Below are 25,554 nucleotides of genomic sequence, written 5' to 3'. Positions count from 1 at the left end.
AGAACCGCCGGAACCGGAGGTTCCCGAGCCAGAGCCGGAGCCCGGGCTCGTGCCCGCGCCTCCGGACGCCGCACCCTGTCCCTGCTCTTGCGCTTGCCCTTGTTCCTGACGGACCAACCGGCTGTCGGCGGAAACGATCTTTCCTTTCCCGGTGACAGGAATGGTTTGGCCGCCTCGAATGTCGACGCTCTCGATAACGCTGTCCTCTTCGATATGAATCGATACGGCACCGGATACGGCGGTGACCCGCTTCACCGATGTCGCGCCCCGGGCGTCGAGCTGGATACGGCCTCCTCCTTGTTTATCCATAACGATTTCCGCCACATCCGAGTCGATCAGCGAGAGCGTGTCCTTCCCTCCGCCCCATACGAACACCTTGCCGCCGATCTTTACGTTTCGCAGCACAACCTCCCCGCCGCCCATCGCTTCGGAAAGATAAAGGTTGCCGGGAATCACCGCATCCTTCAAGGTCACCCCTCCGCGTTGAATGATCCTATTCCGCGCAGAATCTCCGCCGTACGTTCCGGGCGCAAGCAGCACTTTGCCGGAGAGGCGGTTCAGCAGGGCGACCGCCTCGGCGCGGGTAACGGGCCGGGCCGGGTTAAAGGCGCCGTCCGCCGACCCTTTTACATAACCGCCGCTCCACAAGGCGGCCGCCGCCGGCCGGCTCCATTCCGGCATGGACGCCAGGTCCCGAAGCCCGGGGGTAACGCCGTCCGCAGCCGGCTCCAGGCGGAACGCCCGGAACAGCATCACCGCCGCTTCCTGCCGGGTGACGAAATCCGCGGGGCGAACGGTCCCATTGTCAAAACCGTTCATATACCCCGCCGCAACCGCCTTCCCGATTTCCGGATAGGCGGCGTCTTCGGGTTTTAGATCGGTAAAGGCCGCGCCGCCGATCTCGGCAAAACCCAGCACCCGATTGACGAGCGCCGCAAACTCCGCTCGCGAGATCGGCCGATCGGGCCGGTATGTGCCGTCGCCATAACCGCGGATCCAGCCGTTTTGAATCCAGGAGGACCATTCCTTCTCCGCCCAGTGTCCCTGTAAATCGGAGCCCGATTTCGCCGCGGCCGCGTAACCGAAACCCAACATATTCGACGGCCACAACAGCGTCCAAACCAGCGCTGCGACCAGAAACTTGCCGAACCTTCCCTTCACGGACATCTCTCCTTATTACCGATTCTTTTGAACCCTTGCTATGCTCCAAACTACTCCACAGTTAACGTCACTACGGACATCGGCGGAAGCTTGAGCTGCAGACGATCGGCCTGTATGGTCACGTCCGAGAAGTCCACCGGTTTCACGGCATCGGGGCGCTCGAAGGTGTTGTGGGCATTCATCGATGCCGCGGTCAGCAGGGTGCCCGATACCTTGGCCTCGCTAGACCGAGCGCCGCCGCGCAGCTCCAGGCTCAGTTCCGCGCCGTTTTGGTGGTCGATGTTGCACAAGCTGATATGCACCTTCCCGCTGTCATTCCTTGAAGCGGATACCGTGACTTGCGGCAACTTCTCCCCGTTGTACTCGTAGCTGCCGAAGGAGGAATCGACCGCCAGCCGCTCCGCGTCCTGATGCACCTTGTACATGTCGAAGACGTGGTACGTCGGAGTCAGGATCATCTTTTCGCCTTCCGTCAAAATCATCGCCTGCAGTACGTTCACGGTTTGCGCAATGTTCGTCATATGCACGCGGTCGCAATGGTTGTGGAAAATATTAAAGTGAAGACCGGCGACCAAAGCGTCGCGAATCGTGTTTTGCTGATACAGGAAGCCCGGATTCGTGCCCGGTTCCACGTCAAACCAGGTGCCCCATTCATCGATGATCAGGCCGACCCGCTTGTCGGGGTCGTATTTGTCCATAATCGTGCTGTGCTTCGTAATCAGCTCATCCATATGAAGCGCTTTCTTCATCGTGATGAACCACTCGTCCTCCGGAAAATCAAGCGCCGATCCTTTACCCAGCCAGAAGTCGCCCGGAATCGTATAGTAGTGCAGGCTCAAGCCGTCCATCAGCCAGCCGGCATGTTTCATCAGCACTTCCGTCCAGTTGTAGTCGTCCACATTGGCTCCGCCCGCGATTTTGTAAAGTTTGTTATCGCCGTAGTTGCGCACGTAAGTCTGGTAACGCCGATACAGATCGGCGTAGTACTCCGGCCGCATATTCCCGCCGCAGCCCCAGTTCTCGTTGCCGACGCCGAAATACTTCAGCTTCCAAGGCTGCTCACTGCCGTTTTGGGCGCGCCAGGCCGCCATCGGGGACTCCCCGTCGAACGTCATGTACTCCACCCACTCGGACATCTCTTGAACGGTACCGCTGCCTACGTTGCCGCAAATATACGGTTCGCACTCCAGCAGCTCGCAGAGCAGCATGAACTCGTGAGTGCCGAAATGGTTATTTTCCACCACGCCGCCCCAATGCGTATTGACCATCCGCTTCCGTCCCTCGCGCGGACCGACGCCGTCCTTCCAATGATATTCGTCGGCAAAACAGCCGCCCGGCCAGCGCAGTACCGGTACTTTGATCCGTTTCAGCGCTTCGAGCACGTCGTTGCGAATGCCCTGCGTATTCGGTATGAGGGAGTCCTCTCCGACCCAAATCCCCTCATAGATGCATCTGCCCAAATGCTCCGCAAAATGGCCGTAGATGTTCCTGTTGATTTTCCCCTTCACGATATCGGTATTGATAATGACTTGGTTCGCCAAATCCACTCGCCTCCATGTCTTTTGTCTTTGTCTTCTTGGTCCTGGGTTGTTTCCCGTGCTTCCCTAATTCGAGAGTTTCCAAAGCTCAGCCTTTGAGCCCGGAATTCAGATTGATCGATTGAAGGAAATGCTTTTGCGCAAACAAAAAGAGAACCAACGTAGGAATGATCGCCAATATGGCCGACCCCACCAGTTGCCCGATCATGCGGTAGTTGCCGTAAATGTCCTGCAGAAGCAGCAATCCGGCCGTCACCGGCATTTTGTCGACATCGGTGTATACGATGACCGGCCAGAGGAAATCGTTCCAGGAGCCGATAAAAGAGAACAGCCCGCACACGATCAGCACCGGCTTGATGAGCGGCAGAATGACCGAATAGTAAATCCGGAAATCGCTGGCGCCGTCCACGCGGGCCGATTCGTCGAGCTCGGTCGGAATCCCCTTGAGGAACTGTCTGACGAGAAAGATATTCCCCATCCCGGCCAGCCCCGGAATAATCATCGCCCAGGCGGTGTTGACCCAGCCCAGCGCATCGATGATTTTGTAGGAAGGAATCAGGTTGACGACTCCCGGAAAAAAGGAAATGCCGAGCAGCGTAAAAAACAGCGTATCCCTGCCCTTAAAGTTAATGCGCGTGTACCCGTAGCCGGTCAACGAAATGACGACAACCACCAGGAAGGTATGGGTAATCGCAATGAACAGCGAGTTAAACAGCCAGCGCAGAATCGGCGCGGTTGAAGTGTTTTCCAGAATCGCCTTGTAGTTCTCGAAGTTCCAGCTCTCCGGCAGCAGCCGGAACCCGCTGGAGACGACCTCGGCTTCCGTCCGGAAGGACGTAGTGATCCCGAACAGCACCGGGATAATCCAGATCAAGCAAAGCACGATTAAAAACAAATAGGCCAAATATTTGGATAGATTGATTTTTTTCAGCATGATGTCTCACCCACCTCTCCTTTAGGAAGCATTCCGGTTCATCACATAGTACTGCATGGCGGAAATGACCAGGATCACCAGACCCAGCAGCACCGCCATCGCGGACGCCATCCCGGCGATAGACTCCCCGTGGCCGAACGCCAACTGGCGGATATACATCATCAGAACGTGCGTGCTCTGCTGCGGGCCGCCTTTGGTCATCATCAACGGCTGGCCGAAAACGTTAAAGGCCCCGCCCGTCGTCATCACGAAGGTATAGATGAGCGGAAAACGGATCGACGGCAGCGTAATGCTGGTAAATTTCCGGATGGAGCCGGCCCCGTCCATTTCCGCCGCTTCATAAAGGTCCTTCGCCACGCCGTTGATGGAGGCGCGGTAAATGATCATGTTGCCGCCGACACCGCCCCAAACCGTGATCACGATAATGATGATCCAGGCGTAAGGCTGATTCGCCGGCCACGGAATTTGCGAACCGAACACGTTGCCGGTGATTCCGAGCTGCTTGTTGAAGATCAACAGCCAGATCAGCGCCGCCGCGGAGATCGAAATCAGACCGGGAATGTAGAGAATGGACTGCATGAGCCCCTTCATTTTGACCTTCTTATGCTCCAGCGCCACCGCGACCATCAGCGGGATCACGATAAGAATCGGAACGCTGAGACCCACGAAGATCAAGGTGTTCTTCATTCCGTTCATAAATTGAGCGTTAAAGGTGGAAGTGCTGTCGAACAATATCGTTTTATAGTTTTCAAAACCTACCCAGACCGGGTCCCCGAGCAAATTCCACTTCGTGAACGAAGCGTAAATCCCGTAAATCGTCGGCACCAGAATAAAGACGATAAACAAGATCAGATGGGGACCAATAAAGAAGTAAGGTGTAAAAGATCTCTTTTTCATTATTGTCCCGCCGCCTTGTTGTTCTCGGCGATTTTGTCTTCGACAAACTTCTGCATGGTGGCCAAAGTTTCATCGAGGTCCACGTTGCCGCGGACGATATCCGCGCAATACGTGTCTACCGCTTCGGCAATGTACGGATAGTGCTCATACGTATAGATGTAAAGGGATTCAATTTCCTTTTCGTCGGAAGTAAAGAAGGATTGGATGTAGTTTTTGTATTCCGGGCTTTCGATGACCTGCTTACTGGCGACGATCTGCCCGGCCTTCGCCCATTCCATGGAATTCTGACGGATGAACTCCAGGAAGGCGCCGATGCCCTGCTCCTTCTCATCCGTGCGCTTCTCGTTGGTCAGCATGGCGAACAGGTGCGAGGAAGCCCGGTTCGTGAATTTGTCGGGCGTCGGCGAGTAAATGTTGGTCACGCCGAAGTTAAGCCCTTCCACTTTGGCGTGCGCGGTGGAACTCCAGGTCCCGTCCGTGGAGAAAAGCACGTGCCCGCCTTGGAACATCAGGTACCCGTCCTCGCCGAACGGAGTCATCAAGCCCGCATCGGCGATTTTTTTCACGCTCTCAAACGCCTTTTTCATCACTTCGGTGTTGACGGCCGGCTTGCCGTCCTGCTGGATGTCGCCGCCCAGGTTCTGCACCTGAGCCAGGATGACCCAGCCGAGGAGCGCGTCGTTGACGACATAATCCCCCTCGTCCAGCTTGCCTTGGAGGGACAGCATCTCATCGATCGTGACTATGTTATCGTCCAGGAAAGATTCGGCGTTATATTTCTTCAGCAGGTCCTTGTTGTAATACATCACGTTGCTGTGAATATCCAGGGGAACCGTATACTGCGTGCCGCTGATCGTGCCGGTCGACCAGGCCTGGGGCAAATAGTTGTCCTGCTTGAGTTCCGGCTGGGCGGACAGCACCCCGGTCAACGGTTCAAGCACGCCTTGCTTCACGAACCCCGGCACGCGGTCGGCGTGAATGATGGCCAGGTCGGGTACCCCTTTGCCGGAATTGATGACTGTGGAAATTTTGGTGTACATATCCGAGGTAATGACGTGCTTCACTTTAAATTCCGGATTGGTCGCGTTGTATTCCTTGACGATTTGGTCCATGTAAGCCCCGTCGTCCCCGGTCAACGGCGTCCAGAAGACGATGGTGTTTTTGTCCGATCCGCTTCCGCAGGCCGAAAGTAAAGCGCTGAATATAGCTGTCAGCAAAATTAAAGAAATGGTTTTTCTTTTCAATTTGTTCTCCTCCTCGATTTCTTTCTACATGCATAAGTCCCGGTTACCACGCTGCAGTTCCCAGATGCCGTTGCCCCCACTAGCCCTTTAGATGTACGTACATGTTTAGACAATTATGGAACCCCCTCTCGCTGGATAACCAGTTCTAGCAAGCTAAAAGCTGTTTTATCCTTAACTAAAAGAAAACTTATTAGCGATGTATTTGTTGTAAGCGCATTCTATGTAACAAATATTAATTTACATGTTCGTACATGTCAATCGTATTCATCATTTTTGTACGTACATATTTTTATGTGTATTTTTCTGCTTCTTATTTATTCATAGTAAATTCGCGTCCGATTTGATACGATAGTTTTGTTTACAGATTGGGCAGCTTAGTGTTATAGGCTAATCATATAGATCGAAGTGGTGATACCGTGTCGGTGCAGAAAACAAAATACAGTATGGTCAAGGAACAAATTACGGAATGGATTCGGGACGGCAAGGTGAAGCCCGGAGATAAGATATATTCGGAGAAGGAGCTCTCCGGCATGTTCGGGGTCAGCCGTCACACCGTCAGGCAGGCGATCGGGGCTCTGGTGCATGAAGGCTTGCTTTACAGGGAGCAAGGGGCGGGGACGTTCTGTTCCGCAAGCCCGAATTTATCGGTCAACGAATCGCATGCGGGTGCGAGTTTGGGCACAGGTTTGAGTGCAGGTTTGAGTGCAGGTGTAGGTGCGGGGCCTTCCGGCTTCTCTCCCGCTAACGTCAATCGGAAGAACATCGGCGTCATAACGACCTACATCTCCGATTATATTTTTCCCTCGATTATCAAAGGCATCGAATCTTATTTGACCGCCGAAGGCTATTCCCTCACCTTGGCTTGTACGGACAACGATGTGGAGAAGGAGAAACAATGCCTGCAGGCGATGCTGGACCGCGGGATCGACGGGCTGATCGTAGAGCCGACGCGAAGCAGTAATTACAATCCGAATATCAATTACTATTTGACGCTCGAGCAGAAACAGATCCCCTACCTGATGATCAACCAATTTTACTCGCAGTTGATGCCCCCCCATCTAATCGTGAATGATGATCTCGGCGGCTTTATGGCCACGGACCATTTGATCCGGCTCGGCCATGAACGTATCGTCGGGCTGTTCAAAACGGATGACCTGCAGGGGGTCAACCGGATGAAGGGATTCATTCGCGCCTTTCGCGAGAACCAGGTCACCTTTTTTCCGGAAATGGTTCTGACGTATACGACCGAGGAACAAAGCAGTGCGGTGATTCGGCGCCTGGAGCCCTTCTTTAACGGAACTTCGCCCCTTCCCACCGCTATCGTCTGCTACAATGATCAATTGGCCTTGGCCGTGCTGGACCTGTTGAGGAGACAAGGCCTTCGGGTACCGGATGAGGTTTCGATCGTCGGATTCGACGATTCCCCTCTGGCGGAAGCATCCGAGGTAAAGCTGACCTCCGTGACCCATCCCAAAATGGAAATGGGCACGGATGCGGCCAAATGGATCGTCGCCGCGGTCGAGGGCAGAGAACAGCCGCCCCAGTCCGTCGTATACGAGCCCAGATTGGTCATCCGCAGTTCCACTGCGCCGGTAAAGGGAAGCGAACGCGAAGGATGAAGCGGCCGGCCGGTCTTCTTGTCCCTCGGCCCGCCCCTAAGGTATATTGTTGATGTTGATAGATTAGAGAAACGAAAGAGGATATCCAATGGCAACGATTCACGATGTGGCCGCCAAGGCCGGCGTCTCCGTCACTACGGTATCCCGGGTGCTGAACAACCGGGGATACATCAGCGAAACGACGCGAAAAAAAGTATATGATTCCATGGATGCGCTCGGGTATCAGCCGAACGAGATCGCCCGGTCCCTGCTTCGTAAGCAGTCTAATATTCTGGGTGTGATCGTCCCCAGCGTTTCTCACCCCTTCTTCAGCGAACTGACGGACCGGGTGGAGTATTACGCCTATCAGAAAGGGTACAAAGTGCTGTTATGCAACTCCCAACGCGATCCCATCAAGGAAAGGGATTATATCGAAATGTTGAAGCGCAACCGGGTGGACGGGATTTTTATGGGGAGCCATACTTTGGAAGTGGAGGAATACCAAAGTCTGCGCTCGCCGATTCTGACCTTTGACCGGAAGATCGGGGAGGAGATTCCGTTTATCAGCTCGGACAACTACGAAGGCGGCCGCCTGGCCACCGAACGCCTCATCGCGCTCGGCTGCCGCAAAATCGCGCATATTTGCGGGAACTTGCAGCTGGATTTGCTGGCCAACCGGAGAACGAGCGCTTTTCTTGACGTGGTCCGCCAGCACGGTACCGAGCATCTGATCATTCAAACGGACATGAACGTGTTCGATCAGGCCAAGTACGAAGAGCTGCTGAGCCAGCTGTTGAAGGAGCACGCGGATATCGACGGCATATTCGCCACAAGCGACATTATCGCCGCCTTCGCCATCAAGGAGTGCAAGCGAGTCGGAAAAAAGGTCCCCGAAGAAGTCAAAATCATCGGCTATGACGACGTGAGCGCAGCCCGCTGGGTAACGCCCGAATTGACTTCCATACGCCAGCCCGTTGACGAAATGGGTAAACTGGCCGTAGATTTGCTGTGCAGACAGGTGGAAGGGGAAAACGTCGATTTTGCCAATATCTTGCCAGTAGAACTTATTGTGCGGGATTCCGCGTAAAATGCTCTAACTAATTGCAGTAACTATACTATTTTCCGAGTGTATCGTGCCCAGGGGGCACCGCACTTACGCGGAGCGCACAAGCCCGAGGCTTGCGGGGCTTTTTAACGCGAAGCCCGGAGATCTGCTCGGGTTTCTATAGGAGCCCGAGGCTATGCCGGGCATTCCAACGGTAGCCCGAAGTTCTGACGGGCATTCTAACGGTAGCTCGAGGCTATGCCGGGCATTCTAACGGAAGCCCCAAGTTCTGACGGGCATTCTAACGGTAGCCCGGAGATCTGCTCGGGGATCTCAACGGAAGCCCGAGAATCTGCTCGGGGCATTTCAACGGAAGCCCGAAGTTCTGCTCGGGCACTCCAACGAGAACTCGAAGTTCTCCCGGGCATTCTAACGGAAGCCATAGCCGCTATTTCGTCCTTTAGGCATGTTTTGAAATTCTAACGGACGCAGTAGCGGCTATTTTGGCAAAATGAGGTCATTTGGACGCGATATTACCACAATAGGCGCTACTATTTCCGTTAGAATTTCGCAAAAGGGAAAATTCGCGAAATAGCAGCTATTATTTCCGTTAGATTTCCGTAAGCGTAGCTTTCGCGACATAGCGGCTATAATGGCCGTTATTGTTCCCCGGGGAGCACCGCACTTAACGCCGAGCGCATAAGGCCGAAGCCTGATGGGCATTTCGACGAAAATGCTAAGCTCTGCCGGACACTTCAACGGAAGTTCGAAGTTCGCCGGGCACTTCAACGGAAGCCCGAAGCTCTGCACGGGCACTTCAACGGAAGCCCGAAGATCAGCCAGGTATTCTACAGGAGCCTGAAGCTCACTCAGGTACTCCAACAAAAACCCGAAGATCACCCGGGAATCTAACGGAAGCCATAGCCGCTATTTCGTCCTTTAGGCATGTTTTAAAATTCTAACGGACGCAGTAGCGGCTATTTTGGCAAAATGAGGTCATTTGGACGCGATATTACCACAATAGGCGCTACTATTTCCGTTAGAATTTCGCGAAAGGGAAAATTCGCAAAATAGCAGCTATTATTTCCGTTAGATTTCCGCAAGCGTAGCTTTCGCGACATAGCGCCTATGGTGGCCGCGGCCAGGGCCATAAACGACCGCTTAATCCGCTCGGTAAGTTGAGTTCGATTTGTTACGGGAGCAAACCCGTCTTGAGGCAGCCCCTAATTTTTTTCGCGATTTTTTATGTCAAACGATTGACATATGTTAAACGTTTGACATACAATGATCTCGTAAATGATGCAAGCGATTACATTTAACAGGGGGAAACAAAGATGAAACGAGTATCCTGGATGAACATGACGGTCATGATCGCAATTTTGACGCTCCTCGTCTCGGCTTGCGGAGGCGGCAATCAGGCCGGCTCCAAAAACGCCGAAGGCGCCGGTTCCTCGGCCGGGGGCTCGGGCGGCAAGGTAAAAATCTCCTTGCTGAACTCAAAGGGAGAAATTCAAACCCAACTTGAGGCGGCGGCCAAGACGTTTGAAGCCGACCATCCCGGCGTTACTCTCGAGATTATGGCGGCTCCGGCGGGAACCTCGCCTTTCGAACGCGCCTCGACCATGTACGCGTCGGGAAACCCGCCGACCATGATCATGCTGGATACGGGGGATGTCGAGAAATTCAAGGACCGGATCCTCGACTTGAGCGGTGAGAAATGGAACGCCGACATCGTGGAAAACGCGACGAGCCTGACGACATTCGATGGCAAAAACCTCGCCTTTCCTCTGGCCATCGAAGGCTACGGTTTCATTTACAATAAGCCGGTGCTCGATCAAGCGGTCGGCGGCCAATTTGATCCAAGTACGATAAAGACCAGAAGCGACTTGGAAAACCTGTTCAAACAAATCGAAGCTTCCGGAAAGAAAGCGCTGATTGTTTCGCCGATGGACTGGTCGCTCGGGGCTCACTTCCTGCCGCTGGCCTATGCTACCCAGAACAAGGATATGGCGGAAGTCAACAAATTTATCGATTCGTTGAAAGCTGGGCAAACGGCCCTCGCCGACAACAAAGCTCTCAATGGGCTGCTCGATACATTCGATCTGATGAAAGAGTACAACATCGATAAGAAATCCCCGCTCTCCGGCGTCTATGAACGCGGTGCCGAGCTTCTCGGCAAGGGCGAAGTCGGCATCTGGTTCCAGGGCAACTGGGCATGGCCGCAGATTAAATCCTTCGATACGGCGAACGGCGAATACGGGTTTATTCCCGTACCGATCAGCGATACTCCCGACGATTTCGGAAACCGGGAAATCTCCCTGGCCACGTCCAAGCGAATTGTTGTAGACAAGGAGAAGAGCACGCCCGAACAGCAGGAAGCGGCTAAAGCCTTTTTGAACTGGTTGGTGTATGAGGAAAAAGGACAGGACTTCCTCGTGAATCAAGCTAATATTATTCCGGCCTTCAAGAGCATCACCCTGCCGGCCGCCGATCCGCTCGGCCGCTCCATTCAGGAGTACATGGCGAAGGGTCAATTCCAGGAATCGATGAGCGTTCTGCCCGCCGACCACTGGGCCAAACTCGGCGCTTCCATGCAGAAATATTTGAGCGGCGCCGGAGACCGCGGCACCTTGATTCAGGAAATTGAGGAATATTGGAAAACCGTAAAATAAATCGAAGTAAATCGAAGTAAATCGAAGCAAATCAAAACAAGGTCAAGCAAGTAGAGAAAGTACAGCAAGTTAAGAAAATACAGCAAAATACAGCAAATACAGCAAGTAAAGCAAACACAGCAATACAGCAAGTACAGCAATACAGCAAGTACAGCAATACAGCAAGTACAGCAATACAGCAAGCACAGCAAGAACAACAAGTTAAGCAGCAACGCAAGTTAAACAACGAAAGCAAGCAAAGCTACAAAAATCGGCTCATCCGCACGCAATTCATCAGCTAACAGAGAAAGGGCAAGCCTGGTCTTGTCCCTCTCTGTTCTTCCATCTACACGACTTAACGGAAAAGAGGAATCAGTATGATTAAGGAGAAGGAATGGTGGCCCCGGCTGCAGAACCGGCTGTTGTTTACCGGTCCTACCTTGTTTGCTTTTATCACGGTGATGATCGTCCCGTTCCTTTACGGCATCTATTTGACCATGACGAACTGGGATGGCATCGCGACCTCGCATACGCTGGTTTGGTTTGATAACTATACCAAGGTTTTTCAGGATAAAGTATTCTGGCAATCCTTCGGTTTAACGCTTAAATATGTATTTTTCACCGTCGTGCTGGTCAATGCCGTGGCCTTTTTGCTGGCGCTCGGGCTGTCCCGCGGCTTAAAGGGCCAAAACCTGTTCCGGGCCGGCTTCTTTCTGCCCAACCTCGTAGGCGGCATCGTGCTCGGGTTAATCTGGCAGTTTATCTTCTCGAATGTTTTTGTGTTCCTTGGCGAAAAAGCGAACATCCCTCTGTTCAGCTACTCCTGGCTGGCGGACCCGGAGAAAGCGTTCTGGGCTCTGGTTGTCGTTACAGTATGGCAGTACGCGGGGTATATGATGGTGATCTATATCGCCGGACTTATGAGCGTACCTCATGATGTGCTGGAAGCGGCCAGCATTGACGGAGCCAACCGCTGGACCAAACTGCGCCGCATGATTTTGCCGCTGATGGTCCCTTCGTTTATCGTGTGTATTTTTTTGACGCTGCAACGCGGCTTTATGGTCTACGATGTGAACCTTTCATTAACCAAAGGCGGGCCTTTCAAAAGCACGGAAATGGTTTCCATGCATGTTTACGAAAAGGCTTTCCTGTCCCGGGATTACGGGCTCGGTCAGGCTGAGGCTCTCGTGCTGTTTCTTCTGGTGGCGGCCATTACATTGCTTCAAGTCTACTTCGGCAAAAAGATGGAGGTGGAAGCCTGATGCGCAGCTCCAAATCTTCAACCTGGTTAAGAATCACCGGCTTGATTGTAGTCCTCTGCCTGTTCGTGTTCCCTTTCTTTTTTCTGCTGCTGAACTCGTTTAAAGCAAATACGGCGATCACATCGAATCCGCTGGCTTTCCCGGAAGTATTTAACTGGGACAACTACCGGAACGCCTTCGAAAAAATGAACTACACGGCTTCTTTCTTCAACTCTTTGGTGATCACCCTGTTGGGCGTCGCTTTGATCTCGCTTTTTGCCGCGATGACCGCCCACTATTTTGTACGAAACAATACGAAATTCAACCAATACACGTTCATGATTATGGTTGCGGCGATGATTATCCCCTTCCAGGCCATTATGATCCCGCTCGTTAAAATCTACGGATCCTTGAACCTGCTGGACAACAAATGGTCGCTGATTTATATGTATTTGGGTTTCGGGAGTCCGCTGGCGGTGTTTATTTACCACGGCTTTGTCAAAGGGATTCCGGCGGAGCTGGAGGAAGCCGCCCTCATCGACGGATGCACGCGCCGGCAAACCTTTTTCAGGATCGTATTTCCGGTACTGGCGCCCACAACGGCTACGATCTCGATTCTGAACGTACTCTGGATCTGGAATGACTACCTGCTTCCTTCCTTGATTCTGGTGTCGCCGGAGAACAGAACCTTGCCGCTCTCGACGTTTAACTTTTACGGTACCTATTCCGTGGATTACGGGCCGCTTATGGCCGGTCTCGTGTTGACGGTCATGCCGATCATGCTCGTCTATATATTCGCCCAGCGATACATTATTCAGGGAGTCATGCAGGGTTCCATCAAATAAGGAATTTTTCAGGAGGCTTATTCAAATATGTTTACTGAATCAACTTACACCGTAGAACGAGCGGATCGATTTATTCGGGAGTCGAAACCTTCCTTAAACCCGGAGTACAGACTGAATTACCATCTGATGGCGGAATACGGCTGGATGAACGATCCGAACGGATTTATTTATTCGGGCGGTGTCTATCACCTGTTCTATCAGCATTATCCGTACAAGCCTTTTTGGGGACCCATGCATTGGGGGCACGCCGTCAGCCGGGATCTTCTTCATTGGGAGTATCTCCCCGTAGCGCTTGCCCCCGGCGAAGCTTACGACAAGGATGGGTGCTTCTCGGGCAGCGCAGTGGAAGTGGACGGCAAGCTCGTGCTTATGTATACGGGCCACCGGGTAACCGGAGCCGATCCGGATCGGGATTATGAGCAAGTGCAAGCGTTGGCCGTTTCCGAAGACGGGATCGCCTTTACAAAATATTCGGGGAACCCGGTGATCGGCCTCGGTCAAATTCCCGCGGGGGTAAGCCGCAAAGACTTCCGGGATCCCAAGGTCACGAAGATCGGCGAACACTATTACGCGGTGCTCGGGTCGAACGACGCGCAGGGCAACGGCCTCGTCTTGCTCTACCGTTCTTCCGATTTGAAAGCATGGACTTTTGTCAGCATCTTGGCCAAGAGCGACGGCACCATGGGCGACAATTGGGAGTGCCCGGATCTGTTCCCGCTGGACGGCAAGTACATTCTGATGCTGTCGCCCCAGCGGATGCCCGCACAGGGAGAACAGTACCGGAACCTCCACTCCACCATGTACATGGTTGGGGAGTTTGACCCGGAAACCGGGTCATTCCAGGCGAACTTCCGGGCCCAAGTGGACCATGGCTTTGACTTCTACGCCCCGCAATCCGCCGTCGACGACAAAGGACGACGGATCGTGATCGGCTGGATGGACATGTGGGAACAGGACATCCCCACCCAGCAGGGGCACCATTGGGCCGGTGCCATGAGTCTCCCGCGCGTGGTCGTCCCGGACGGTGACCGGCTTCTGTTCCAGCCGGTGCCGGAGGTGGAGACCTGGCGCAACGCTCCATACGAATTGGGAGCAACCCCTCTCGATGGCGAGCTTCCTTTGGACATCTCCGGAGATTGCTATGAGCTTCAGGTGGAGTTTGAGCCGGGAACCGCGGCGCAATTCGGGCTGAAGCTGCGATGCGATGGAACGGGGAAAGAAGAAACCGTCATTGCTTACGATCGCTCCGAAGGCATGCTTGTCTTGGACCGGGACCGGGCCGGGATCGGCCCGGGAGGCCGGCGCAAAGCCGCCGTCTCCCTTATGGGCGACCGGCTCCGGCTGCGGATTTTTGTGGATAAATCATCCGTGGAGGTATTTGCCGGGGACGGGGAGGTCGTCATGACGGCGCGGATTTATCCGGGGCCCGCCTCCCTGGGGATGGCCTTATTTTCCACGGGGGAGTGTCGGGTGCATCGGCTGCGGAAGTGGGATCTCGTAAAAGGATGATCCCGAACGAATCTCTTCTATAAATTTGACAAGCGGTGCCTATGTTTTTCCCGTATAATAGGAGCAGCAAATCTAGCTAATCATCTTTGAGATCCTCAGGAGGTTCTATGCTGCTGCAGCCTGCCCATTCCGGGATGCTGGCCACCAAGACGGCCCTTCCCGTTCTTAAGGAAGCCCTGGTCCCGAGAGAACGTTTAATCCATAGCCTGAACGGGGCCTTGTCCAGAAAACTGACGTTCATCAGCGCCCCTGCCGGTTACGGCAAATCGACATTGATTAGTCAATGGGTGCATCAATGCGGCGCTCAGGCGGCGTGGGTCTCGCTTGACGAAAACGACAACGACATCGTTCGATTTTGGCGGTATGTCATCCAGGCCTTGTATCAGGACGGCAATGGACCGTCTGCGGATCGCACCGCCCCGCTTATCCGCGAAATGCCCGGGTTGTCCGTAAATCTGGCCGTTGACGCGTTAATCAATGAATTGCACAGGACAAGCGCGGAGATCGTGCTTGTCCTGGATGACGTTCATCTGGTTACGAACCCCGCCATTCATTCGAGCCTTTCTTACTTCATAGACAATATGCCCGGAAATGTCCATCTCCTTCTATCCAGCCGGGTGGATCCCCCCTTCCCCACCGTCAAATGGCTGGCGCAGGGCGATGCCGTCCGGCTTGCGGCCCGCGATCTGGAGTTCAATGCAGCGGAAATTGGCGCTTTCTACCGGAACACCGCCCAAGTGGAACTGTCCAAACGGCAGCTCCAGATCCTGTCCTCCAAACTGGAGGGTTGGGCCGCCGGACTCCAGCTCGTTTCCTTGACGCTCCCTTTTGAAGACGAACTTGACCGCTATATTTCAGATTTGAATAGCTCCCACCTGCATATCCGCGATTTTTTGTTCGAGGAAGTGTTTAACCGGCTCTCCGCCGATGAGCAGGAATTCACCACGCAGACGTCGGTGCTGCCGCAGATGAACGCCTCCGCCTGCAACGCCGTTACCGGCCGCAGCGACGGACAGAGCATGCTCGAACGGCTGCAGGCCAACAATTTGTTTTTGATTCCGCTGGACGCCCACCGTGCTTGGTATCGATACCACCACCTTTTCGCGGACTTTCTGCAAAATTTGATGAAAAAGCGGGATGCCGAAGGGTGGAAAAGGTGTCATCGCAAGGCCGGCGTCTGGGCGGCGGAGCGGGGAGCGATGGAACAGGCCGCGCAGCATACGTTTGCCGCCGGAGACTTCGGCCTCGCCGAGCAGCGGATCCGCGACCAGATTCAGGGGAAGGTGGAACAAGGGGAGTTCTCCACCCTGACCCGGTGGTTCGACCAGTTTCCGGACGAGTTTCCTCTTTCCTCGGATATGCGGCTGCTGCGGGCGTTTATTCAGGTCGTTACCGGCCAGACCGAGCGGGCGGAAGCGGAGCTCGACAAGATGGAACGGCGGGAACTCCCGGCCGCCCAAGGCGAGGAAGCGGAGAAATTGCGGAGCGGACTTTTGTTCGTCCGCTCCAACCTGCTGTTTACCTCCGGCAGCTTCGAGAAATGGTTCGCCTTTAAAAGCGCCATCCCGGATGATGACATATTGACGCCGGAGCCGATCTTCTACAATTTCAACTATAACCAGAGCAAACCGTTCGTCCGGCTTACGGATCTCGGCCTGCGGGGCGGGCTGTCCGAGGATATGGAGCGGATCGGCCATCTGTTTACCGGGGTACTGCAGTCCCATGGGTGGCAGGACTCCCTGATTCATCTCTACGTCGTCCAATCGCTTTGCGAGGGGTACTATGAGTGGAACCGGCTGGAGGATAGCGAAACGCTGATCCATCGGTTGGAGAGCATCTCCCGGGTGGGCGAAATTCCGGGATTGTTCGTGCCCAACCGGATGACCCAGGCGCTAGTCCATGCGGCCCGCGGACAGTGGGCGGCTGCCCAGGACACGATCGGCGACGCGCTGGACCATCTGCCGAATACGACCGATCCCCATTGGCGCCGCTACCTCTGGGCCATGCGGACCCGGCTCTATGTGATGGAAGGCAAGGCGAGAGAAGCCAAGAAATCGCTGGCCGACCTTTCGATCTCGGCCAAGGACAAGCCTTCCTTCAACCGTTATTTTGAGTATGTCACGCTGGCCAAAGTGTTGGGGGCGCAGAAAAAGGAGCCGGAAGCCCTGCGTATTTTAGAGCAGCTCCTGCCCTTGTCGCGGCGGGAAAATTGCGTCATGGCCACCGCGGAAATCCTGTGCCTTCAGGCCGTCTTCTCCCATGCCGCAGGCTATCTGAAGCAGGCTCGGCGCTTCCTCCACGATGCGCTGGAAATCGGCGAAGCGAACGGGTACGTCCGCTGCTTTACGGATGCCGGTTCGGCCATGGACAGGCTGCTGCGGCAGTATGCCGCGTTTCAGCCGCAGGCGGAGGAGCCTTCGCGGATTGCGAGAAAAGCCATATCCGGCGCCTATATCGCCGCGCTGCTGGCAAGCTTTTCTCAAGCCGATCCGGGTGAGGCCCGTCCGGAGAACGCCCGGAGCGAGGCGAACCCGCCGGAATCCTTCACGTCAGGCGAGCTGGAAATCCTGCGGTGGGTCCGCCAAGGGGCTTCCAACAAGGAAATTGCCGGAGCGCTATCCCTATCGGAAGGAACGGTCAAAGTTTACCTGTCCCGGCTTTACGGGAAGCTGGGCGTTTCCTCGCGCACCCAAGCCCTGCTGGCCGCCGAAGCGCTGGATCTGCTGGAGGAGTAAAAAAAGAACGGGGCAAATCGCGAATTACCGCGGAACGCAAAGGAGGTTTCCTTTGTATTCCGCTTTTTTTATTTGGGGCTTTAGCCAGTTGAGCTCGCGAAGCGTGCGAAACAACAAACCACCCGTGTGCTTCCAAGCTCCAACTCCAAAAAGATGCAAATCTGCAGGTATTTTAGGCCGATTCCCGAGGGAGTGCGAAAAAAGATGCAAATCTGCAGGAATTTCTAGCGATTTTAGAGAAACGAGCCGGTTTCGTCGAAAATTCCTGCAGATTTGCAGGAATTTTGAATTTTTTGGCCCTAAGCAAGAAAAAACATGCACATATGCAGGAATTCTATGTTATCAGGGTTGTCTGAAGGGACACTAGTGGCACCCCTTCAGGGGTAGGCAAAAGCGGCAACGGCATAGTACCTTGAGCGAAGTGAAAGCTAGCGCCATTAGGCGCGAGCCGGTAATAAAAGCTTATAGCCTTAGAGCAAACCACCCGTTGGACGGGTGGTTATGATTTTTCAACCGGTCCCGGGCGTGCATTTGTCATTGACATCCCTCCGGCGACGACGATTATAATGAGAAAGCCTTTGGGGCTTTTTTTGAAATCGAACGAACAAGGGGTTTTCATGAATGTGGTTTATATTTGCACTATTGACGGCGATGGCCTGGGGAGGCGCGGATCTCTTTTACAAAAAAGGCAGCGACAGCAGCGACCGGTTCAGTCACATTAAAATCGTCATCATGGTCGGCCTGGTGATGGGAGTTCACGCCGTTTCTTACATGCTGTTGAAAGGAATCGCCTTTGACCCGGCGGACATGATCCGATATCTGCCCGTTTCGGCCTTATATATTCTGTCCATGACGATCGGATACATCGGCCTGCGCTATATCGAACTGTCCATTGCTTCTCCCGTGCAGAATTCCTCCGGGGCCGTGACAACGATTCTGTTGTTTCTGTTTTTCACGCATAGCTTGGGAGCTCTCGAAATTATAGGGATCACGATCATTACGGCAGGGGTGGTCGGCATAGCCATCCTCGAAAAAAGAGCCGAACGGGCCGCGCTTCAAACCGGTGCGATCCAATTCGACAAAAAGTATCAGATCGGCGTTATGGCGATCCTGTTCCCGATCCTCTACTGCCTGATCGACGGGCTCGGCACCTTCGCGGATGCGATTTACCTGGACGAATGGAGCTTGATCGGCGAGGATTCGGCCCTGCTGGCTTATGAGTTCACCTTTTTCCTGTGCGCGTTGGCCGCATGGGTTTATCTGCGCGGAATCAAAAAACAACCCTTCAACCTGTTCCGGGAACGGGTCAAAGGGGCTGCGGCGGTCTTCGAAACGATCGGGCAGTTTTTCTATGTCTTCGCCATGTCCAGCAACGCGATTATCGCCGCGCCGCTGATCGCCTCCTACAGCATTTTCTCGATCCTTCTCTCCCGCTTGTTCCTTAGGGAACGGCTGAGCCGGGGGCAGTATGCTCTCATTGTTATCGTCATCCTGGGGATCGCCCTGCTGGGGATCGCGGATGAGTTATGAGTCGAGGGAAGCGAGGCGACAATTATCTTGCACGTTCTCCGTTGCTCACATCGTTAAAGAATTTGAGCGAATATAATGCACAGATGCCGACGATCACATAAACGACCCGGGACAAGGTTGAGTCCTGGCCGCCAAAGAGCGAAGCCACCAAGTCGAACTGAAACAGACCCACCAGAAGCCAGTTCAACCCCCCAATGATAAGTAAGGTAAGAGCAATGACATTTAAGGTTTTCAATTTCCGTCCACTCCTTAAGGTATACTTACTTGTTTATTAAGAAAATTCCCGTTTTTTGAGAAGATTATGCATTTTTTCACAAAAAAGATTACCCTTGTCCTTCAGTTTGGTATATCTTTTAATTGGAGAAGGGAGGGGTTTTTATGAGCAGTACGGTAATACGGGATCCGAACGATGCCGATCAGTTTTCGCTGGACCGCCTTCGTTCCTGTTTGCTCCAAGCCGGCTTTTCGGGAGCCGGAAATCTCGAAAGCTATGACGTGGAACAAATGGATGCGACGAACGCCTCCATGTACAAAATCCGGCTCCGCCCCGATGCCCCGGATGTCCGGTTGCCCCGAAGCCTCATATTAAAAGTATGCCGCAGCCAGGAATTCGGCCCGTCGGAAGTATATTATTATGGCAGAGATTATCGGGATGCGGACGACATTCCTCTGCTGGCCTGCTATGACGCCGCATTTGAAGACCATGCCTACCATCTTTTGCTGGAGGACGTCTCGGATAGCCACCGGAATAGCTGGGAGCTTTCGCCCGATTCGGAATACGCTGCCCAGGTAGCGGCCGCCGTCGCCAAATTGCACAGCTGCCGGTGGGGACCCGACCGTATTAAAGAGGCCGGATACCCGGAGATGGACACCTCTCAGCTTGACCGTTATCTGGCCCATGTGGAACGAGGATGCGCTCCGCTGCTTGAGGAGCTTATGCAAGAGGGGCGCCATGACCTGGCAGCCGTCGCCCGGTTGGTTTTTGACAAGCTTCCGGCCGTGCTGAGACGAAGAATCCGGCAATTCCCTTCCCTATGTACATTGGTGCACGGGGATATAAATCCAGGGAATATTTTGGTTCCCAAATCCGGTTCCGGCGGCAGCGTGTTCCTGATCGACCGTCAACCCTTTGATTGGTCGTTATTAAGCTGGTTCGGTCCAGCCGATTTAGCTTACTTGACGGTTTTATTCTGGGAGCCGGAAAACCGGCGCAAGCTGGAACGAGACCTCTTGAAAGCCTATCACCAAGTTCTTTCCGGCCGATGCGCTGCGGATTATCGCTGGGAACAGTTATGGATCGACTATAAACTGTCGGCGATGCAATGTTTCTATGTCGCCGCCTCCTGGTGCATCGATCCGGCGGAGAGGACGGAAATGCGCTGGCTATGGAGAAGAGAGCTGGAACGTGCCGTTCTGGCGTTTCAAGACTTGCAAGGCGGTGAACTGCTGAACGCGGCGGAATAAAAAAAGGGAATGCCCCCTCTACCCGGAGGTCATTCCCTTTTCTATTTTTCACTTCATATAGTTTTCAACCAACTCGTAGCATCTCTTCTTGGTCATTTCCGCCTTGGCTGCAACCAACTGTAAAGCTTCCATGGTTCCTCCCTCGAACTCCTCCGCCACTTTCGCCGCGGCTTCATCACGCTCGGCAATCCACTTCCGCTGTTCTTCCTTCAAGTCCTTCATGGCGCTTTCGGCAAGCCGGTTCTTCAACTCCCCGTATATCTCGTTTAGCGCCGCATCCCATCGTTTGTAGGTTTCATCCGCCGCCTGGGTCATCGAAGCGGTAGTTCCTTCCTCGTTGAGTGGATCCAAATCCGCCAACCCCTCTTCAATCCCCTTGAGCTTGTCGAGATAATCCGCCTTGGTTTCCTTCCGTTCGGCCGGCTTATTTCCGGCTTCGGCCGGTTCTTTGCCTTGGACCGGACCGGTGTTATCTTTCGTTTCGGCCGTCGCCGGAGCGTGGCTCACACTTTCGCTGTTTTTGTCCGTCGACGGGCTATTTGTCGGAACGCTGCCGTCCGTCCCCTTCACACCGCCGTTCGATGCCGCACTTCCTTGATCCCCCGCCGGACTTTCCTGTCCTGAAGGAACGGGAAGGATCTCCGCGGTCCCCTCATTTCCAGTACTCCCGCAGCCGGACAGAAACACGCAAGCCAACAATGCCGGGAGAAGTGCTTTCTTCAATATATTTCACCTATCCTTCGATTTTTTTATCCCATATAACGTTCATGTGGCAACATTATATTAACTGAAACGAAACGCAGTCCGATAAAGTTGCATAGTTCTTCCAAATTACCAGAAAAAAGTGAAAAGGTTATGCTGTGGTTGCTGCAAAAATATCCCGGCTTTGCCCTGAAAACATAGACAGAAAGCACGCTCCACAAGGAGCGGGCTCATAATAACTATTAAAAATAGCGACTTAACTAAACCGGGAAATGCAGGATTGTATCATCTGCGGCAAGTTCGGGATATCGCGGTCCGTGACGAAGAGGCTGATCTTCGTTTCGTCCATATCCATCGCCTCCGCCAGAAATCCGCTCAATCCTCTCGATCTGCGGTCGATTTCCATGATGACTTTGATACCGTCCGCCTGCGGCAGAAACACCACTTCAAGCTCATCCAGCCTTTGGCGGTTCACGCCGTTCACGGGTACGAATTCAAATTCCTGCACGAACGGCAGGCGATTGCGGAACATGCCCGATGCCTGTTCGCAATTGGCGTAATGCAATTGAAAGCCTAAGGATTGGACCGCATTTAGAAAAGCGGATACCAGCGGCGTTGGGGAGATGGCGATATAATCGCGGTCGGACGGATCGACGGCGTTTTTGATATCCAGCCCCGTTTGTACCCAGACGCGGGTTTTTCCCAAGGTAAGCGGGGTATCCAATGGCAGGGTGAAGGAAAAAGGGACCTCCTTCGCTTCGTCCGGCTTCAGCGTAAACGGCCGGGTAAGCGGATAGCTTCCGAGCTCCGCGTGGGACGTAATCGTGCTGTCATTGGACTTGCGTTCATAGGTCGTAAACAATTGAAGATAAATGCTATCGATCGTTTGCTCGACATGCCCTCCCTTTATGCGGACAACCCCCTCAACGGGCTCCCCAGGGATCAACTGGTCGCGGTACAGCACGGTATCCACCTTGGCCGAACCGATTCCCACACTAGCCAGCAATTTGTTTACGAATGACATCATACCCCTCACTTTCAATAATTTAGGTTAAATATAGCATATGGCGATGCATAATTGGGATAACCTTTGTGCAAAATTTTGAAGTAAAAAAATTTAACTTTATGGAGGGTTTACCAACCGATGAATACTCTTGGCGCACATGAGGTTATGGAACTGCATGAAGTAATGAACGATGCCATTCACGGATTGAATACATTGCAGTTGTTCCGCCCGCACGCAAAAGACCCGCAATTGCAAACGATGATGAACAATCATCTGCACGCCTGCACGATGGAGTACAACAACCTGGTGCAAATGGCGCATCAATTGGGGGCTTCCGAAGCGATGCCGGCCCGCGCCCAAAAAACGCTGCCGGATATGCGGATGAATCCAGCCGACATGTCCTTCCAACCGCTTTATGGACTGCGTAACCCACAAACCCAAACCCCTGCCCAAAGCAGCGAACAAATCGATGACATGGACGTGGCTCTCTGTCTGATTACATGTCACAAGCAAACGGCTGCTTTAAAAATGAAGGCGGCCCTGGAAATGGCCAACCCGACGCTGCGCCAATTCATGCAAACTTGTGCCAACAAATCCGCGGACATGGCTTATGAAGGCTTCCAATACGCCAACCAAAAGGGATACTATCAAATCCCGACCTTGAAGGACACGACAATGAACACCTACATGCAATCCTATGGCACCGCCCCGACGATGGGGAACCTCGGCAATCTGGGCAACATGGGCAACCTCGGCAGCGTGGGCAACCAGCAGTCCGGTCAACAATACATGTAGTTTTTTGCCGACCGGCGAATATCATGGAACTCAAAGAAGCCGCCCGCGAGCGGCTTCTTTCTTTGAGATGGATACGGCCCATCGGGCTACTTCAGAAATCAGGCTGCGAGATCCGCGTCCTGCCGGGCCATGTCCGAAATTTGGGTCCGCAAGACGCAAACCGGAAACAGCACCATGCTGAGAATCAGCAGGGGCATGGACGTCAGCCCTGTGATGGCGATCGGCAAAGGCGGGGGCGGCGAGTCCAGCATCGACGGCTCATAGACCCGGAACGTCAGCGAATCAAAGACGAGCGCCATCAGCAAAAAACTTGCGAACGAATGAATGGCAAAAGCGGAAAACCCAGCTTTCCGGCCTTACGGATATGCAGGAAATACAGCCCGAACATGCCGATCCCCATAAACATCGTAAGATGAGATCCTCCCCTAATCATTGGGACCCATCATAAAGGTTTATGCTTAAATTTGCCGTTTTCTTCCAGTTAATTTTCCATTCCGGATGCGACACGCTCTTTCAACTGATCATACAAACTTTGCGTCCGCCCCGGCTCCTCCTCATTGTAAAAAATATATCCGTCTTTCAGTTTGATTCGAATAAACGGAGGGCGATCCTTAAAAACATACAACCTGGCTTTGCCCAATTCCTTCAGCCGGAAATGTCCTCGCGCGTGCCGGTCGGTCGCCTCCCCATTGATTTTGATCCCTGTCGGCAGTTCGTCGACAAGGGCAATGTCCCGTATGTCCTCCGCTCGGAAGCCGTATGAATACATCGGATAATCGATTTCTACGCGATTGTCCGCGGCAAATCGCAGCTCGGGCGATGTGAGCTCGGAGCGGATCAGCATAAAGATGACTCCCACCAGCACCGAGGCGGTCAGACCGAGAACCCCCCAGACAAGTATTTTTCCGGTTAAGGTCGCCGTGTTCACGGTTTCGCCCATCCCCACCCGCTTGGGAACGAAAACGCTTCGGTCGTCAGGATTATGGTAGGTAAACCCGTTAGCCCAGTACTCATCGTCATCCGTAACGATCTCTTTTCCCTCCTGGGCCAGTATATCATTCTCCAGGACGCGAATCTTACGATAAGCGTAAATCACCATCGCTAAGGGGATTGCCGTAAACAGCAGCGTAACCGCCGTCCAAAATCCGGTCATTCCGTCATTCTCCCGAAGCGCCGATAGGGTGATGAGATAGAAATGGATGTTCTCCACCACCGCCACCGCGAGCCATAAAAAGGACAACACTCTCCGTCTGGCCTGGTTCAGGCTGAGATTGACTTCACTGTTCTCGCTGTACACCTTGGCTTTGGATCTCCTCATCAGCGCGGATATCAGAAAAAGCAAAGCCGTGACGGCCAGCCCCCCGACAGCGATGGCGAGAAGCCCCTTTTCCTCACGGGCCGTCCACAGCAGCGTTCCGCCGGCCATGGCGAAAGGGAAGGAAAACAGCCACAAGGGAGCGGACTTCCGGTTTTTCAGCCGGGCCACCCGCAAATCGCCCATCACCACGCGTCTCGGCCCGACGAACCAGTCGTGTTCACGCTTTAAAGCCAGCGTTTGCCGAAACGCCTTGCGGAAGGGCAGGGCCATCACGATGAAAAAGGTCGGAAACCACATGAAAAAGTAAACCGCCTGAAAAGCCATATGATGGCGAAGGAACAGCACGGGGACAAACAACAGCGCCATGCCAAGGCTGACATTCCTGAAGCGCCTGCGGAAACCCGCCTGGATCCTTGCCGTCTCCGGATGCTCCATCGCATGGCCGGGCAAGGTCACAGCAAATAACATCCCTTTTTGATATTTGGTCTGCGGACCGTAAGTCGCCAGAAGCACGATGTAACTGAACAGGGCAATACCCGATAACAGCAGCGTAAAAATAGGAATCAACTCATTTCATCCAGGATTAGGGTTGGTAGCTCATTTTCGAAAAAATCCGGGCGCAAAGCTGGTGAAAACGCGAGGGGTCAACCCCTCGGATCGCCGCTTCCGCGATAAGCAATTCAAGCTTCCTTTCCAGTTCCGGTTCCGGCACGGCATCGACCTTACCCTGCTGCCGGGCGCTTACCTTGGCCCCATGCCGCCGGTCAATCGCGATGTAGCCTTCCTGCTTCAGCAGCGCGTAGGCTTTATTGACCGTCATCGCGTTGATCCCCAGATCGTCCGCCAATTGCCGGACCGTGGGAAGTTTTTCCTGCTCCGCCAGCTCCCCGGTTGCGATTCCGATAATAATCCGATTGCGCAGCTGTTCGTATAAAGGCGTCTCGCTATCCAAATCCAAAGAAAGCAGCATGGCTGGGTGCTCCTTAACATTTAAGTATTATTTGTATTATATATATTAATACAAATAATACTTAAATTCCAGGCCATGCCCGGGAAAATAAAAAAGAAGCCAGCCTTATCGGCTAACTTCTTGGTTTCTAACCCGTTCCTTCCGGAGGATCGTTTACACCGCCATTGGTCATTCATTTCCGGGACCAGAGTGGGGCCGAAAGTCCGACCGCCCCGCCGCCCGGGCATAGCGGCCTTTTGGGCCGCTATTTCGGCCCGATTCGGCTCCACGGAGAAAATAGCGGTCAAAAACGGCCTTATTTCTCTGAATCGGGCCCAAAAATCAGGGTTTAGCCCGGTTTCCCCAAAAATAAGGCCTTTAATGACCGCTAT

The 25,554-nt window shown here is 53.7% G+C and carries 20 protein-coding genes and 1 pseudogene; 10 read left to right on the top strand and 11 right to left on the bottom strand.

What is annotated here, in order from left to right; all coding sequences use genetic code 11:
- Nucleotides 1-582: 582 nt before the first annotated feature.
- The 5 genes and pseudogenes from FRY98_RS29480 to FRY98_RS19615 all read right to left on the bottom strand — a co-directional run.
- Nucleotides 583-1,095: pseudogene (locus FRY98_RS29480) on the bottom strand (S-layer homology domain-containing protein); the annotation flags it as partial.
- Nucleotides 1,096-1,211: 116 nt separating this feature from the next.
- Nucleotides 1,212-2,702: an alpha-N-arabinofuranosidase gene (locus tag FRY98_RS19630; protein WP_148455128.1), complete on the bottom strand. Its 1,491-nt coding sequence runs from the start codon at nucleotides 2,700-2,702 to the stop codon at nucleotides 1,212-1,214.
- A gap of 85 nt (nucleotides 2,703-2,787) precedes the next feature.
- Nucleotides 2,788-3,633: a carbohydrate ABC transporter permease gene (locus tag FRY98_RS19625; RefSeq protein ID WP_148455126.1), complete on the bottom strand. Its 846-nt coding sequence runs from the start codon at nucleotides 3,631-3,633 to the stop codon at nucleotides 2,788-2,790.
- A 21-nt stretch (nucleotides 3,634-3,654) separates the two neighbouring features.
- Nucleotides 3,655-4,530 (bottom strand): carbohydrate ABC transporter permease, encoded by an 876-nt coding sequence (locus FRY98_RS19620; RefSeq protein WP_148455124.1) that lies wholly within the window; start codon nucleotides 4,528-4,530, stop codon nucleotides 3,655-3,657.
- The gene (locus tag FRY98_RS19615) at nucleotides 4,530-5,774 is read right to left on the bottom strand and encodes an extracellular solute-binding protein (protein WP_148455122.1); all 1,245 of its coding nucleotides are present in this window, start codon (nucleotides 5,772-5,774) and stop codon (nucleotides 4,530-4,532) included. Before FRY98_RS19615 ends, FRY98_RS19620 begins: the two co-directional genes overlap by 1 nt.
- Before the next feature lie 443 nt (nucleotides 5,775-6,217).
- On the opposite strand from FRY98_RS19615, the gene FRY98_RS19610 reads away from it, so the two are divergent.
- The 8 genes from FRY98_RS19610 to FRY98_RS19575 all read left to right on the top strand — a co-directional run bounded on the left by FRY98_RS19610 (nucleotide 6,218) and on the right by FRY98_RS19575 (nucleotide 18,928).
- Complete coding sequence (locus FRY98_RS19610) at nucleotides 6,218-7,393, top strand: GntR family transcriptional regulator (protein ID WP_148455891.1); 1,176 nt, start codon at nucleotides 6,218-6,220, stop codon at nucleotides 7,391-7,393.
- Between the two features lie 88 nt (nucleotides 7,394-7,481).
- Nucleotides 7,482-8,459, top strand: a complete 978-nt coding sequence (locus tag FRY98_RS19605) for a LacI family DNA-binding transcriptional regulator (RefSeq protein WP_148455119.1) — start codon at nucleotides 7,482-7,484, stop codon at nucleotides 8,457-8,459.
- Between the two features lie 1,292 nt (nucleotides 8,460-9,751).
- Nucleotides 9,752-11,089 (top strand): ABC transporter substrate-binding protein, encoded by a 1,338-nt coding sequence (locus tag FRY98_RS19600; protein WP_148455116.1) that lies wholly within the window; start codon nucleotides 9,752-9,754, stop codon nucleotides 11,087-11,089.
- A 356-nt stretch (nucleotides 11,090-11,445) separates the two neighbouring features.
- Nucleotides 11,446-12,330 (top strand): carbohydrate ABC transporter permease, encoded by an 885-nt coding sequence (locus FRY98_RS19595; RefSeq protein WP_148455114.1) that lies wholly within the window; start codon nucleotides 11,446-11,448, stop codon nucleotides 12,328-12,330.
- The gene (locus FRY98_RS19590) at nucleotides 12,330-13,154 is read left to right on the top strand and encodes a carbohydrate ABC transporter permease (RefSeq protein WP_148455112.1); all 825 of its coding nucleotides are present in this window, start codon (nucleotides 12,330-12,332) and stop codon (nucleotides 13,152-13,154) included. The genes FRY98_RS19595 and FRY98_RS19590 overlap by 1 nt, the downstream gene beginning before the upstream one ends.
- 27 nt (nucleotides 13,155-13,181) lie before the next feature.
- Complete coding sequence (locus tag FRY98_RS19585; protein WP_148455110.1) at nucleotides 13,182-14,663, top strand: glycoside hydrolase family 32 protein; 1,482 nt, start codon at nucleotides 13,182-13,184, stop codon at nucleotides 14,661-14,663.
- Between the two features lie 107 nt (nucleotides 14,664-14,770).
- Entirely contained in the window at nucleotides 14,771-17,398 is a 2,628-nt protein-coding gene (locus tag FRY98_RS19580) for a winged helix-turn-helix domain-containing protein (protein WP_148455108.1), read from the top strand.
- 621 nt (nucleotides 17,399-18,019) lie between these two features.
- On the top strand, nucleotides 18,020-18,928 hold the full coding sequence (locus FRY98_RS19575; RefSeq protein ID WP_148455106.1) for an EamA family transporter: 909 nt from the start codon (nucleotides 18,020-18,022) through the stop codon (nucleotides 18,926-18,928).
- 22 nt (nucleotides 18,929-18,950) lie between these two features.
- Here FRY98_RS19575 and FRY98_RS19570 read toward each other — a convergent pair whose 3' ends face one another.
- A complete protein-coding gene (locus FRY98_RS19570) occupies nucleotides 18,951-19,163 on the bottom strand; it encodes a DUF378 domain-containing protein (protein ID WP_148455104.1) in 213 nt (70 codons plus the stop codon).
- Nucleotides 19,164-19,306: 143 nt separating this feature from the next.
- Between FRY98_RS19570 and FRY98_RS19565 the strand changes: the two genes are divergently transcribed.
- Nucleotides 19,307-20,392, top strand: coding sequence for a phosphotransferase (locus tag FRY98_RS19565; protein ID WP_148455101.1), 1,086 nt, complete (start codon nucleotides 19,307-19,309; stop codon nucleotides 20,390-20,392).
- Nucleotides 20,393-20,440: 48 nt separating this feature from the next.
- Here FRY98_RS19565 and FRY98_RS19560 read toward each other — a convergent pair whose 3' ends face one another.
- The gene (locus tag FRY98_RS19560) at nucleotides 20,441-21,115 is read right to left on the bottom strand and encodes a lysozyme inhibitor LprI family protein (protein ID WP_148455100.1); all 675 of its coding nucleotides are present in this window, start codon (nucleotides 21,113-21,115) and stop codon (nucleotides 20,441-20,443) included.
- Nucleotides 21,116-21,350: 235 nt separating this feature from the next.
- Nucleotides 21,351-22,118: a sporulation protein gene (locus FRY98_RS19555; RefSeq protein WP_148455098.1), complete on the bottom strand. Its 768-nt coding sequence runs from the start codon at nucleotides 22,116-22,118 to the stop codon at nucleotides 21,351-21,353.
- A 120-nt stretch (nucleotides 22,119-22,238) separates the two neighbouring features.
- Here FRY98_RS19555 and FRY98_RS19550 point away from each other — a divergent pair, with 120 nt between their 5' ends.
- Nucleotides 22,239-22,895, top strand: a complete 657-nt coding sequence (locus FRY98_RS19550; RefSeq protein WP_148455097.1) for a spore coat protein — start codon at nucleotides 22,239-22,241, stop codon at nucleotides 22,893-22,895.
- Nucleotides 22,896-22,993: 98 nt separating this feature from the next.
- Here the strand turns inward: FRY98_RS19550 and FRY98_RS19545 are convergent, their stop codons facing one another.
- The 3 genes from FRY98_RS19545 to FRY98_RS19535 form a co-directional block, all read right to left on the bottom strand.
- On the bottom strand, nucleotides 22,994-23,194 hold the full coding sequence (locus tag FRY98_RS19545; protein ID WP_148455096.1) for a hypothetical protein: 201 nt from the start codon (nucleotides 23,192-23,194) through the stop codon (nucleotides 22,994-22,996).
- Between the two features lie 182 nt (nucleotides 23,195-23,376).
- Nucleotides 23,377-24,780 (bottom strand): DUF5808 domain-containing protein, encoded by a 1,404-nt coding sequence (locus FRY98_RS19540; RefSeq protein ID WP_249043471.1) that lies wholly within the window; start codon nucleotides 24,778-24,780, stop codon nucleotides 23,377-23,379.
- A 16-nt stretch (nucleotides 24,781-24,796) separates the two neighbouring features.
- A complete protein-coding gene (locus FRY98_RS19535; protein WP_148455095.1) occupies nucleotides 24,797-25,183 on the bottom strand; it encodes a GntR family transcriptional regulator in 387 nt (128 codons plus the stop codon).
- Nucleotides 25,184-25,554: the final 371 nt, after the last annotated feature.

It is taken from the genome of Paenibacillus faecis, from assembly GCF_008084145.1.
Taxonomy (GTDB): Bacteria; Bacillota; Bacilli; order Paenibacillales; family Paenibacillaceae; genus Fontibacillus; species Fontibacillus faecis.
Note: the sequence above shows the minus strand (reverse complement) of the source record. Positions and strands in the feature narration are given on the sequence as shown.

Bases quoted from the DNA above. Each gene is read 5' to 3' on its own strand.
- FRY98_RS19600 (WP_148455116.1), top strand. From the start codon at position 9,752: ATGAAACGAGTATCCTGGATGAACATGACGGTCATGATCGCAATTTTG.
- FRY98_RS19605 (WP_148455119.1), top strand. From the start codon at position 7,482: ATGGCAACGATTCACGATGTGGCCGCCAAGGCCGGCGTCTCCGTCACT.
- FRY98_RS19550 (WP_148455097.1), top strand. From the start codon at position 22,239: ATGAATACTCTTGGCGCACATGAGGTTATGGAACTGCATGAAGTAATG.
- FRY98_RS19625 (WP_148455126.1), bottom strand. From the start codon at position 3,633: ATGCTGAAAAAAATCAATCTATCCAAATATTTGGCCTATTTGTTTTTA.
- FRY98_RS19565 (WP_148455101.1), top strand. From the start codon at position 19,307: ATGAGCAGTACGGTAATACGGGATCCGAACGATGCCGATCAGTTTTCG.
- FRY98_RS19595 (WP_148455114.1), top strand. From the start codon at position 11,446: ATGATTAAGGAGAAGGAATGGTGGCCCCGGCTGCAGAACCGGCTGTTG.
- FRY98_RS19545 (WP_148455096.1), bottom strand. From the start codon at position 23,194: ATGGCGCTCGTCTTTGATTCGCTGACGTTCCGGGTCTATGAGCCGTCG.
- FRY98_RS19620 (WP_148455124.1), bottom strand. From the start codon at position 4,530: ATGAAAAAGAGATCTTTTACACCTTACTTCTTTATTGGTCCCCATCTG.
- FRY98_RS19585 (WP_148455110.1), top strand. From the start codon at position 13,182: ATGTTTACTGAATCAACTTACACCGTAGAACGAGCGGATCGATTTATT.
- FRY98_RS19555 (WP_148455098.1), bottom strand. From the start codon at position 22,118: ATGTCATTCGTAAACAAATTGCTGGCTAGTGTGGGAATCGGTTCGGCC.
- FRY98_RS19580 (WP_148455108.1), top strand. From the start codon at position 14,771: ATGCTGCTGCAGCCTGCCCATTCCGGGATGCTGGCCACCAAGACGGCC.
- FRY98_RS19535 (WP_148455095.1), bottom strand. From the start codon at position 25,183: ATGCTGCTTTCTTTGGATTTGGATAGCGAGACGCCTTTATACGAACAG.
- FRY98_RS19590 (WP_148455112.1), top strand. From the start codon at position 12,330: ATGCGCAGCTCCAAATCTTCAACCTGGTTAAGAATCACCGGCTTGATT.
- FRY98_RS19575 (WP_148455106.1), top strand. From the start codon at position 18,020: ATGTGGTTTATATTTGCACTATTGACGGCGATGGCCTGGGGAGGCGCG.
- FRY98_RS19610 (WP_148455891.1), top strand. From the start codon at position 6,218: ATGGTCAAGGAACAAATTACGGAATGGATTCGGGACGGCAAGGTGAAG.